Raw genomic sequence first — 12,937 nt, 5'->3', positions numbered from 1 at the left:
TTTTATTCCCATTCTATGGTCGCCGGTGGTTTTGAGCTGATATCATACACTACTCTGTTGACACCGGGTACTTTATTAATAATATCGTTCGAGGTCTTTTGTAAAAACTCATAGGGCAGATTTACCCAATCTGCGGTCATACCATCGGTACTTTCGACCGCACGTAAGGCAACGCACTTTTCATAAGTACGTTCATCTCCCATAACCCCAACACTATTTACGGGCAAAAGCATAGCTCCGGCCTGCCAAACGTCATCATAAAGACCCCAATCTTTTAGGCCTTGAATAAAAATATGGTCCACTTCTTGCAAGATAGCCACTTTTTCCCTTGTTATATCTCCTAAAATACGAATGGCCAAACCTGGCCCCGGAAAAGGGTGACGCCCCAACAAATTAGGATCTAGCCCCATACTTTTACCGACCCTTCTAACCTCATCTTTAAATAACATTTTCAAGGGCTCTACTACTTTTAGCTTCATAAAGTCTGGCAATCCACCAACATTATGATGACTTTTTATAGTTGCCGAAGGTCCGCCTGTTGCAGAAACCGATTCTATAACATCAGGATAAATAGTCCCCTGGGCCAACCATTTCGCATTTTCCACCTTATGTGATTCATCATCAAAAACCTCTACAAAAACCCGTCCAATAATCTTTCTCTTGGTTTCTGGATCGCTCTCACCCTCCAACTCATCCAAAAAACGTGCCGAAGCGTCCACACCCTTTACATTAAGCCCCATTCCTTCGTACTGCTTCAAAACATTTTCGAATTCATTTTTACGAAGCAACCCGTTGTTTACAAAAATGCAGTGAAGGTGTTTACCAATGGCCTTATGCAAAAGCACGGCGGCAACCGATGAATCTACACCTCCGGAAAGGCCCAAAATCACCTTGTCATCTCCTATTTTTTCTTTTAGTTCAGCTACTGTAGTCTCTACAAAAGCATCTGGGGTCCACGTCTGTTCAACTCCAGCTATATGTACCAGGAAATTCTCCAGTATCTTTTTTCCATCGGTAGAATGATATACCTCTGGATGAAACTGTATTCCGTAGGTTTCTTCACCCTTAAACCTAAAGGCCGCGTTCTCCACATCGTCGGTACTGGCCAAAAGCACCGCATTCTCAGGAAGTTTCTTAATAGTATCCGCATGGCTCATCCAAACCTGGCTCCCTTCATTTATATCTTTTAAGAAAGGGGAGCTTTCATAAATTTGGGCAAGTTTGGCCCTACCATACTCTCTGGTATTGGACTTTTCTACACTTCCCCCATTAAAATGGGCTAAATACTGTGCACCATAACAAACCCCCAACAAAGGTTTTTTACCCCTTATACCCGAAAGGTCGGGATGCGGAGCATCCTCTGCCCTCACCGAATGTGGTGAACCAGAAAGAATAACTGCCTTGTAACCGGATAGATCTTCCGGTGGCTTATTGTACGGTTTTATTTCACAGAAAATATTGAGTTCCCGAACCCTTCTAGCGATGAGTTGCGTGTACTGGGAACCGAAATCTAAAATCAGGACATTATTTTGCATGGGCAAAAATAGCAATTTGAAGGTTTTTCAAAACTATCTTTTAAGTATATTTATCACCAATTTAAAAACAATTGTCTTGAAACATATTTCAGCTATTATATTTGGACTTGCCATTGTTGTTGCGGCCTATTTTTTGGGAAACGCCTATGTGAAGCGGGCCAACCCTCCTCAAATCATATCGGTAACGGGCTTGGGAAACGAAAATTTTACCTCTGACCTTATCGTTTGGGAAGGTCAATTTTCTGCCACCAATACAGTACTTAAATCTGCTTTTGACCAACTTAACAACGATAAGAACATTGTTAAAACATATTTAACATCTAAAGGAATAAAAGCCGACAATATTATTTTCAATAGTGTTCAAACAACAGAACTCAGAGACAATAAATACGAAAATGGCAACTATGTGGGCAGTATTTTTAGAGGCTACCAACTAACACAGACCATAAAAATTGAATCTAAAGAAGTTGCTTTGATAGAAAAGGTATCTAGGGAAATAACGGAATTATTAAACCAAGGGGTTCAGTTTAACTCGTACCCACCAAGATATTATTACACCAAATTGGCCGATCTAAAGATTGAAATGATTTCAAAAGCCACGGAAGATGCTCGATTGAGAGCTGAAAAAATTGCCGAAAATTCTGGCAGCAATTTAGGAGATCTGGTATCTGCAAAAATGGGTGTATTTCAAATTACAGGTCAAAATTCAGGTGAGGATTATTCTTGGGGAGGAGCCTACAACACTACCTCAAAAAACAAAACAGCCTCTATTACCATGCGTTTGGACTACAAAGTAGAATAGATAAACCTTTTGTTTACCCAACAAAAATTAACTATCTGGAAATTAACAACATAACCTAATTCCTACAAATTAGATTTTATCTTATAAAAGACTGTTGAAGAAATTAGCAGTCGAGAAAAACATCTTACCTTAAATAAAAAAAGCCCGGCTTATAGACCGGGCTTTTCAACCACACTAAAATTAAATTGAAAAGTTCAAATTCTTTTTCATAGCAATTCAATTCCCTCTATTGGTCGTAAAATGTTCTACAAACTTACATTAGAACACAAATAAAAAAACTCGGGAACCACCCCGAGTCTTTTAATCAAAATCAAAACTAACCTAAAATTTAACTAACCTCTCTTTACAGCATTTTCATATACAACAACCATAATCAAAAATACCCTACCATGTTTTTTGTATTTTTAAAGAAAAAACCATGACCGATACTTTTTGGAACGAATTAAAAGAAGAACTTCAAAAAGGAGTCTCCAAAAAAGGCCATCCTTTTAGATATGCAACATTAGGTACCGTTGGCATGGATAAACTAGCACGGCTGCGCACTGTTGTCTTAAGAGAAGTTTTAAAAAATGGCAACCTACGCTTTTATACGGATAGGCGATCCAAGAAAGTGCTACATATGATAGAAAACCCAAAGGTAAGCATGTTGTTCTACCAGCCCCAAAAGCTATTACAAATAAAGGTTGAAGGGTTGGCAACAATTCACACCGACCAAGATACCATATCGGACATCTGGAAAAATATACCTGAAAACAATAGAAAAGATTACACCACAAACTACGCCCCCGGAAGCGGTATTAGCGATCCCGAGACTATATCTTATCTAGAGGGCGATCACTTTTTTTGCATGGTAGAAATTGAACCGTTCAAAATAGAATACCTAAAACTGAACAGACCCAACCACATACGCGTTAGATACTCGAAGAACGACTATGGCTGGGAAAGTGAATTTTTGGTACCTTGACCTACGTAGAAATAGAGATTCTCCCTTTCTTTCCCAAAACCAATAAGACTATCTACGGCAACCCTCTGTTTTTCTTCGAGTGGACCAATAATTATCTCTACCTGTTTTTCTTTTTTAGATATCGATTGCCCTAACGAGTAATCATCCGCAGAAAAGAGTGTTCTTTCAGGATGTAGCACCCTCACATTACCTGCGTATGTTACATTAGGCAAAATCCATTGATAATCATCATATTTTACTTTCAATTTTTGGGCAATAGGCTCAAATCCGAAATGAACCGATGAAGGTATATTCAACATTTTCTCTATTGGCGTCCTTAAAGTTTGAACACCTATTACCGCAATAAAAACCCAATACCCAACAACAACTAATTTTAAATTATTTTTAAAGCTTACAGCCTCTACCAACAGAACAACAAAGGGAACAAAAAGTGGCAGCAACCACCTTGTCTCTACTTTCTGGCTTTGAAACACGAGAAAAAACATGCCCAACACCAGTAATTGCACAATGAACATTTTAGCAAACCAATCCATTTTTAGCTTGTTGAAACTCACAAATTTTAAGAAATATCCTATACCTATAAACAGAAAAACAGGAAGCAATAAGGCAAACAAACCTTTCAAATAAATTAAAATTGGCATTAACGAAAAGCCTAATTCCACTTTTTCTACCCCTATTTTCTCTTCTAAACTAGATTCCAAATAAGATTGAAATCCGTCAGGACCTAATAACCAATATGCATGTGGAGCGACCAATAAAACAGAAACAAAAACCGATACCAGTATTTTAGGGTTAAAAACAATAGCCCCCAATTCTTTATCCCACAAAGAAACCAAAGCAAAGGTTACCAGAAAAAACGCATAATTGTATTTAGACATGATACCCACACCTACTACCAAACCCAATAAAAGATAATTTGAAATGGATTTACACGACACTAACTTTTGTATACAATAATAAGACGCAATTACGGACACACAAAGCAAACTGGTATGTGACAGTCTTCTAAAAGTAAAATCGATAAATACCGGAACCAATACTAACAGTAAAACTGCCAGTTTAGATTTTTGTTCCTCTCTGACCCTTAGTTGGGCAAATTGGTACAGCCCTAACAAAATACCTGCAAAAAGAGAAGCCCTTAGAATGGAAAATGCCAATTTATTTACCTGAAAAATAGTATTGAAACCATACTGCAACCATGTATATAGAGGCGGTTGATCATCATATCCCCAACGAAGCCATTGTGAGTAATATGCTTGTTCCGCATCCTCTAACTCTAGTGCGCTCTTAAAAAAAGTGATTACGGTAATGGCTACAAATGAAAAAATGGCAAGTACGGTAATCTTGTTCACAGATACGTTCTTGCCCATATTCTATTTTTGAATTATAACGGTAAAGTTTAGGTCTAAAGGCCGCAAGGCCTTAAAGAGCGTGGGTACCAAATCTTTACCATATTCTAGATAGAGCTCTGAGAAATTTAAATTACGCTCTTGCAAAGAATGCCCCGGAAACAATTGATTTTGAATCTCGGTTAGGCGCAATACATGATCTTTCAATTTTCTTTTTTGAGCTTTCAGCAAGCGTTTCTCTAAATTATCCAGCCCCTTCTTTTGTTTTATCTCTTGGGCCTTTACAGCTCCCAAGAAAGATTTGTCGGTTTGTTCCGCCAGGGCGTACATATTTCTAAATTGTTCTTCCAACAATTTGCGCTGCGGAGAGAAATCGATATCTATATTCGATATGCTCCTGATCTTCTTATTTATCAACGTATGCTGCTTTAAGAACAGGTCGGCAATGGACACATCTAACTTACGAAGTTTTACTGCCTGTTTCTCGGTAATTACCAACGCAGAATTTCTTAAGAGCAATATAGGAAACGTGACATTCATTGCCTCAAAAGCTGTTTTTAGCTCTAACCAGTACGCCAACTCACCTCCCCCTCCTATATAGCATAGATTGGGCAAAATTACCTCTTGATACAATGGTCTGGCCACTACGTTCGGAGAAAATTTTTCGGGATGCCGTTCCAATTCCTCCAAAAGCTCCTCTTTTGAAAACGAAATTTCGGTATCGTTTACATAATACGCTCCATTCTTTTCTATGATACGTTCACGCAGCCCCGCATCCAAATAGAAATAATTGATTTCTCTCGGATTCACTTGTATACCGTATTCAGAATTTATCCCATTTATTTTTTCTATTTGCGCAGAAACAGCATCAAAGGCCGTATGCTCCAAAATATCTTTCTTGATATAGGGAACCAAAAGTCGTTTTAAACTACTGTCGTCACCATCTACTATGACCAAGCCATACTCCCCGAACAGTTCATTGGCCAAAAATCTTGTGGCATCTGTCAAAGTTTCATTTTCCAGATATGCTCTTTTGAACAAAGATTTTAAATCTTGTGCATTTTTACTATTCCCAATGGCATTGGAGAAAATCTCAAACACATCCTCAAGACCGTCAGTATTCAAATGCCCTACTGCGCCCGAAGCAGACTTGTTCCATTGAATCTTTTTGCCCTTGTAATTAAAATAGTTGATTTCTTCAAAATCATGATCTTCGGTGGCCATCCAGTATATAGGAACAAAAAAATGGTCGGGGTATTCCTTTTTCAGTTCTTCGCAAAGGTTAATGGTAGAAATGATCTTATAGAGAAAATATAAAGGTCCGGTAAACAGGTTTAGCTGGTGCCCCGTAACTATCGTAAAGGTATTTTCGTTTACTAGGGCATCGATATTTTGTTTTGTCGCATCGGAAACGGAAACATTAGCATATTGCCCATTAAGTGCCTTGTTGAGTACCTTTCTGTTTTCCAGCGAAAAACTATCCCCTTTTTCCTTTATCTGGTCTTTAAAGCTATTTAACTCAGGAAACCTATTATACAGCGGTCTTATCTCTTTTTTTTCATCGATATAATCACATATCAATTTTGAAAAATAACCAGTTTCTTTAAAGGGTAAACAGTCAATATCCATATAAACACAAAAAATGAAGGTAAATATAAAACTCTCTTGTTTTAGAGTTCCTAAAAATACGTTAATTACTTTATGGCACTAACATCTACGGTTCTTTAAAAAGCTTATTGTTCATTATCGTTTTAACCAATTATTTTGGTAGATTTGACAGTATTCTTTTTATAACCAGACCAAATGAAAAAACTTTTACCACTACTTTTCGTTACACTTCCTTTCTTTTTAATTGCGCAACTTAAATCTCCCTCAGAATTTTTGGGGTATGAACTGGGCAGTCAGTTCACCAGACACCATCAAGTTGTTGACTATTACCAATACTTAGCGGATGCCGAACCCAAGAGGATGAAATTATTGGAATATGGCAAAACCAACGAAAGAAGACCGTTGATATTAGCCTTTATTTCTACCGAACAAAACATGCAAAACCTTGAACAGATCAGGGAAGAGCATCTAAAAAGCACCAAGGGCGAAGGTTCGCCCGATAAGGCTATCGTATGGCTAAGTTATAATGTACACGGCAATGAAAGTGTGAGCACCGAAGCATCGATGCAGACCATTTATGATTTACTGACATCAAAAAGCAATTACTTGGAAAATACCGTAGTGATCATGGACCCATGCATTAACCCTGATGGTAGAGACAGATACGTAAACTGGTACAACCAATATAAAAACACCCCGTTCAATGTTGACCCAAACAGTAAGGAACATCACGAAGGTTGGTGGAACGGAAGAAGCAATCATTACATGTTCGACCTAAATAGGGATTGGGCATGGCTAACACAAATAGAGAGCCAACAGCGCTTAAAACAATTTAACAAATGGCTTCCTCATGTGCATGTAGATTTTCATGAGCAGGGAGTAAACAGCCCTTATTATTTTGCCCCTGCAGCAGAACCTTTTCATGAAGTAATTACCGATTTTCAAAGAGAATTTCAGGTAACCATAGGAAAAAACCATGCAAAATATTTTGATGCCAACGGCTGGTTTTACTTCACCAAAGAGGTCTTTGACCTATTATACCCGAGCTACGGTGACACCTACCCTATCTACAACGGAGGTATAGGTATGACCTACGAACAAGGTGGAGGAGGCAGAGGCGGCCTTGGCATACTTACCGATATTGGTGACACCTTGACTTTGAAAGACCGTATTGCCCATCACCACACCACAGGACTATCTACGGTAGAGGTTGCCAGTGGCAATGTAGAAAGATTGAACGATGAGTTTAAAAAGTTTTATCAGAACAAAAACTATAAGTACAAAAACTATGTACTTAACGGTGATACCGACAAATTGGAAAAACTGACCGATTTATTGGACAAACATGAGATCGAGTATGGTTACGGATCAAACACCACTTATAAAGGTTTTCGATACAACACCTCCAAATCCGGTTCATTAAGAGGTTCTAATAACAGCCTTATCGTATCAACCGACCAACCTAAAGCTACACTAGTAAAAGTGTTATTTGAGCCAAACGCAAAATTAAGCGATTCTGTTACATACGATATTACAGCTTGGTCTTTACCGTATGCCTATGGGCTGGATGCATTGGCAACAGAGAGCAACATCCAAAAAACGACGGCCCCTCAAAAAACAGAGGAATTTGGCATTGGCAAATCGGATAGCTATGCTTACATAGGAGACTGGAACAGCATAAAGGACGCCCAATTCTTAGCGGCACTTTTAAACGAAAATATTAGGGTAAGATATTCTAAAAAACCATTTAAGATCAATGGCACCGATTATGACAGAGGAAGCCTTATCGTTACCAAATCGGACAATAAGTACATTGATGGTTTTACAAAAATTTTAGACGCGGCCTCTAAAAAGTTCCATAAAAAATTAACTCCCGTGAATACAGGTTTTGTGGATAGTGGAAAAGATTTTGGGTCAGGATATGTAGGGGTCATCAAAAATCTTAAAATAGCAGCATTATCAGGTAACCCAACCTCAACATTACGTTTTGGCGAAATTTGGCACTTTTTTGAGCAACAACTAAACTACCCCATTTCGGTGTTGGACGAATCTTATTTTAATAGAGTGGACCTCACCGAATACGATGTGCTGATCTTACCTGACGGAAGAGGTTATCGAAGCTTTTTAAACGAAATGACCACCAACAAAATAGCCGAATGGGTAAGAGGCGGCGGAAAACTTATTGCCATGGGGAATTCCATTGGAATGCTATCTAAACAAAAAGGATTCAACATCAAGGAAAAAGAACAAAAAAAGGACACCACCATAAACATGGATGCCTTTGATTCTACTGAAAGAGAATACATAAAATCAGCCATAACAGGCGCTATCTTTAAAGCGAACGTAGACAATACCAACCCATTGGCCTATGGTTATAACGACACTTACTTCACTTTAAAATTAGGCAATAGCGCATACAATTATTTAGATGGAGGAAGCGCAGTTTATTTATCAAAAGGTGCAAACAAACCTGTTTCCGGTTTCGCAGGTAGCGAAGCACAAAAGAGAATAGCGGAATCCCTAATTTTTGGCACACAACGTATGGGACGTGGCCAAGTGATATACATGGTTGATAATCCTTTGTTCAGAGGTTTTTGGGAGAACGGAAAATTGTTTTTTGCCAATGCCCTTTTTATGGTGAATTAAACCAAGTTTAAGACCACATGAAAGAGTACAAGGTTGAGACGCTCGTTTTTTTTAGCAAACTTACACTGGATACGAAGCATATTGCCAAATCATCGCAGGCTGAAATTCAGGAAACACTAAATAAATATACTAAAGACGGTTGGCATCTGGCCTCAACAGATGCCGTTAGTTTTGGTGCCGCCGTCTATATTTATCTTTATTTTGAAAAATAGCGATGTAGGCTAGACGAAAAAGCTTTGATTCATTTACCCCTAAAAAACATAGAACTACAGGGCAATACAATTCTGCCTATAAATTAGGCAGGCTCACCGTAGAGATCAAAATCTGCCGCATCGGTAATCTTTATATCTACAAATTCACCTTGTTTTAAGTAGTGTTTGGTAGCGTCTACCAACACCTCGTTGTCTACATCTGGAGAATCATATTCAGTTCGACCAACAAAATAATTACCTTCCTTACGATCAATTATACATTTTAAGGTTTGGCCTATTTTTAACTGATTGAGCTCCCATGAGATTTGAGATTGAATTTCCATGATCTCGTTGGCACGCTCTTGTTTTATTTCTTCGGGAACATCGTCCTCTAAAGAATAGGCGTGTGTATTTTCCTCATGGCTGTACGTAAAGCACCCCAAACGCTCAAACCTCATTTCTTCGACCCACTTCTTAAGCGTTTGAAAATCCTCTTCGGTCTCGCCCGGATACCCTACGATCAATGTTGTTCTTATGTTCATTTCAGGCACTATAGCCCTAAAATCGTTGATCAACTTCGTTGTTTTTGCCTGTGTAGTTCCACGACGCATACTTTTTAGGATCTTATCGGAAATGTGCTGTAATGGTATATCCAAATAGTTACATACCTTATCCTCTGTTTTCATCACCTCCAAAACATCCATTGGAAAACCGGTAGGAAAGGCATAATGCAAACGAATCCATTCTATACCTTCTACCTTCACAAGTTCTTTTAATAACTCGGCCAGGTTTCTTTTTTTATAAAGGTCTAAACCATAATAAGTAAGGTCCTGGGCTATTAAAATCAATTCCCTCACCCCTTTGGCCGCTAATTTCTCAGCTTCTGTTACCAATTCTTCTATAGGCTTACTCTTGTGTTTTCCACGCATTAAGGGAATGGCACAGAACGAACAAGGTCTATCGCATCCCTCTGCAATTTTCAAATAAGCATAATTTTTTGGCGTGGTGGTCAACCTTTCACCAATCAGCTCGTGTTTATAATCAGCACCTAAAGCCTTTAATAAATTTGGGAGCTCACTGGTACCAAAGTACTCATCTACATTAGGTATCTCTTTCTGCAGATCAGGCTTATACCTTTCGCTTAAACAACCGGTAACAAAAACCTTGTCAACTTCACCAGCCTCTTTTTTCTGAACATATTCTAAAATCGTATTTACACTCTCCTCTTTGGCATTGGCTATAAACCCGCAAGTATTTATCACCACCACATTACCTTCCTCTTCATGCACCACCTCTTTGTCATTGGCACGCAATTGACCCATTAACACTTCTGAGTCATACACATTTTTGCTACAACCTAAGGTTACAACGTTGATTTTGTTCTTCTTAAGGGTTTTTGTTCGCATACCTATCTATCTTACTAACCTCTCTTTTAGGCGGGTGCAAAAATACAATTTGAGGAATGATTATTTTCCTTTACGCACCATTAATTTCTTTTTTACGTTAAACCTTTGAAAAAAAACTATGTCTTATACTAAAATCCAGTCATGCATCGATTTTTACTATTCACGTTTTTTAGCTTATTAATTATTAGCGGATGTTCTACAGATCAGTTGGACGATACTGAAGCTTTAGAAGAAAACAACGAAAACAGCCCATTATATTTCCCCCCAATAGATTCTGACACCTGGGAAACAAGTACTATCGAAGAACTTGGTTGGAACAAAGAGTCGGAACAACTTCTGTACGATTTTTTAGAAACGAACAGCACCGATGCTTTTATTCTTTTAAAGGACGGAAAAATAGTCCTAGAAAAATACTTTGGAGATTTTACCGCCTCTAGAAGCCATTCTTGGAATTCAGCAGCTAAAACATTGACCTCTATGACCATAGGAATCGCACAAAATGAAGGACTACTTTCATTAGACGATAGTTCTGCCCTGTATTTAGGTAACGGCTGGTCTTCGATGACCACCGAACAGGAGAACAACATTACCATTCGCCACCACCTAACCATGACCACCGGCATGGATTACAACGTAGACAACAACTTTTGTACAGATAAAGAATGCTTTCTCTATAAAAACGAACCGGGTACCTACTGGTATTACCACCAAGGCGCATATACCAAACTGGACGATATAATTACCGCTGCTGTTGGCCAAAGCTATATAGATTACTTTAATAACAGGATTGGAGACAAAATTGGTATGGAAGGCATATGGACAAAGGTAGGTTACAATAACCTATATTTTAGCAATGCCCGAAGTATGGCACGTTTTGGCTTATTGAACTTAAACGAAGGGGTATGGAACAACACCGTTATCATAGAAGACAAAGACTATTTTAACGCCGCTACCAACACATCACAAGACCTCAACGAATCATATGGCTACCTTTATTGGTTAAATGGTAAAGACAGCTACAAACTACCTTCTACAGAAGAGCAGTTTCAAGGTAAACTGATACCCAACGCCCCAGACGACCTCTATGCCGGCTTAGGTGCTTTTGACCAAAAACTATATATTGTCCCTAGCAAAAATTTGGTAATAGTCCGTTTTGGCGACGCCGCTGACACTTCCTCTTTAGCCTTCTCTAGTTTTGACAATGATCTTTGGGAAGCCCTTAACAAAGTAATCAACTAATTCATTAATAGTATACTAGCTATACTACCCTATGAACATACCTTCTCTAGACACCAAGAGCCGCTAACGAATCTTGTTGTATTTTTTCATTAAGGGGATTATCTTATCTATCGGTATAGACCGTATCTCATGCCCATCTCTTCCGGTCATTGTCCGAGCTGCGAACAACGAATTTAAAATAGCTTCTTCGGTAGCTTCTATTGTTGCCAAAAATAATGGAGAAATAGCATCGTTGCGAAGCAATTTCTCCTCTTTGAACATAGAATCATCTTCATAGGCAATACGATTTGTTTTGGCCGTAGATACAGCTATTACATAATCTCCACTTCCGTTGGATGCAATTCCACCTGTTTTCGCCAATCCCAACATAGCCCTTTTAGCCAGTCTTTTCAAGTTTCTGGAATCTAAAGGCGCATCTGTAGCTATGACAATCATACAAGAGCCATCGGCATCGTTCAAAAGCTTATCTCGATAAGGATACTTTTTTAATTCTCTTGCAATAGGCACTCCATTAATTTCCAACACACCCCCAAAATTGGTCTGAACCAATACCCCGACCGTAAAATTACCCAGAGACACAGGCAAAACCCTTGATGCCGTACCTATTCCGCCTTTGTATCCAAAACAAATGGTTCCCGTACCGGCCCCAACACTCCCCTCTTCGACCGGCCCGCCTTTTGCACTTTTAATCGCTTCCAACACATGGTTTTCTTTTACATGACGACCTCGAATATCATTCAACCAGCCATCGTTCGTCTCCCCTACCACTGGGTTAACTGACCGTACTTTTTCGTTGCCCGGCATCCGTAGGGTATAATCTATCAAGGCATTTGACGCTATGGGTACACTTAGGGTATTCGTTAAAACAATAGGGGTCTCAATATTTCCCAGTTCCTCTACCTGACTATAGCCCGCCAATTTTCCAAAACCGTTTCCAATATAGATAGCAGCCGGAACTTTAGACTGAAAAATATTTTCATTATGGGGAAGTATCGCAGTAACGCCCGTACGTATACTATCAGCTTCAATTATAGTGGTATGCCCTACTCGTACACCTTTTACATCTGTTATGGCATTGTATTCACCTGTTTTTAAAACACCTATTTCAACTCCGTAATCCCTGATTCTTTTCTGTTGCGCATAGCAGTTAAAACAAGCCAATATCAAAAAACACCATATATACCTTACCATGACCTT

At 38.8% G+C, this 12,937-nt stretch carries 10 protein-coding genes; 5 read left to right on the top strand and 5 right to left on the bottom strand.

Going from position 1 to position 12,937, the window contains the following annotated elements:
* Positions 1–2 precede the first annotated feature (2 nt).
* The gene (gene guaA / locus AB657_RS00750; protein WP_047244759.1) at positions 3–1,535 is read right to left on the bottom strand and encodes a glutamine-hydrolyzing GMP synthase; all 1,533 of its coding nucleotides are present in this window, start codon (positions 1,533–1,535) and stop codon (positions 3–5) included.
* A 76-nt stretch (positions 1,536–1,611) separates the two neighbouring features.
* Here guaA and AB657_RS00745 point away from each other — a divergent pair, with 76 nt between their 5' ends.
* Both AB657_RS00745 and AB657_RS00740 read left to right on the top strand, forming a co-directional pair.
* Complete coding sequence (locus AB657_RS00745) at positions 1,612–2,337, top strand: SIMPL domain-containing protein (RefSeq protein ID WP_047247701.1); 726 nt, start codon at positions 1,612–1,614, stop codon at positions 2,335–2,337.
* 418 nt (positions 2,338–2,755) lie between these two features.
* The gene (locus AB657_RS00740; protein WP_047244758.1) at positions 2,756–3,301 is read left to right on the top strand and encodes a pyridoxamine 5'-phosphate oxidase family protein; all 546 of its coding nucleotides are present in this window, start codon (positions 2,756–2,758) and stop codon (positions 3,299–3,301) included.
* On the opposite strand, the gene AB657_RS00735 is transcribed toward AB657_RS00740, so the two are convergent.
* Positions 3,268–4,671, bottom strand: a complete 1,404-nt coding sequence (locus tag AB657_RS00735) for a glycosyltransferase family 39 protein (protein WP_047244757.1) — start codon at positions 4,669–4,671, stop codon at positions 3,268–3,270. The two genes, AB657_RS00740 and AB657_RS00735, sit on opposite strands and share 34 nt — an antisense overlap.
* 3 nt (positions 4,672–4,674) lie before the next feature.
* A complete protein-coding gene (gene bshC / locus AB657_RS00730; RefSeq protein ID WP_047244756.1) occupies positions 4,675–6,279 on the bottom strand; it encodes a bacillithiol biosynthesis cysteine-adding enzyme BshC in 1,605 nt (534 codons plus the stop codon).
* A gap of 174 nt (positions 6,280–6,453) precedes the next feature.
* On the opposite strand from bshC, the gene AB657_RS00725 reads away from it, so the two are divergent.
* Both AB657_RS00725 and AB657_RS00720 read left to right on the top strand, forming a co-directional pair.
* Positions 6,454–8,904, top strand: coding sequence for a M14 family metallopeptidase (locus AB657_RS00725; protein ID WP_047244755.1), 2,451 nt, complete (start codon positions 6,454–6,456; stop codon positions 8,902–8,904).
* A 17-nt stretch (positions 8,905–8,921) separates the two neighbouring features.
* Positions 8,922–9,116, top strand: a complete 195-nt coding sequence (locus tag AB657_RS00720) for a DUF4177 domain-containing protein (protein WP_047244754.1) — start codon at positions 8,922–8,924, stop codon at positions 9,114–9,116.
* 83 nt (positions 9,117–9,199) lie between these two features.
* Here the strand turns inward: AB657_RS00720 and rimO are convergent, their stop codons facing one another.
* The gene (gene rimO / locus AB657_RS00715; protein WP_047244753.1) at positions 9,200–10,501 is read right to left on the bottom strand and encodes a 30S ribosomal protein S12 methylthiotransferase RimO; all 1,302 of its coding nucleotides are present in this window, start codon (positions 10,499–10,501) and stop codon (positions 9,200–9,202) included.
* A 141-nt stretch (positions 10,502–10,642) separates the two neighbouring features.
* On the opposite strand from rimO, the gene AB657_RS00710 reads away from it, so the two are divergent.
* Complete coding sequence (locus tag AB657_RS00710; protein WP_047244752.1) at positions 10,643–11,740, top strand: serine hydrolase domain-containing protein; 1,098 nt, start codon at positions 10,643–10,645, stop codon at positions 11,738–11,740.
* A 63-nt stretch (positions 11,741–11,803) separates the two neighbouring features.
* Here the strand turns inward: AB657_RS00710 and AB657_RS00705 are convergent, their stop codons facing one another.
* Entirely contained in the window at positions 11,804–12,931 is a 1,128-nt protein-coding gene (locus tag AB657_RS00705; RefSeq protein ID WP_047244751.1) for a DmpA family aminopeptidase, read from the bottom strand.
* Positions 12,932–12,937: the final 6 nt, after the last annotated feature.

The organism is Maribacter thermophilus (assembly GCF_001020565.1).
Classification (GTDB): Bacteria; Bacteroidota; Bacteroidia; order Flavobacteriales; family Flavobacteriaceae; genus Maribacter; species Maribacter thermophilus.
Note: the sequence above shows the minus strand (reverse complement) of the source record. Positions and strands in the feature narration are given on the sequence as shown.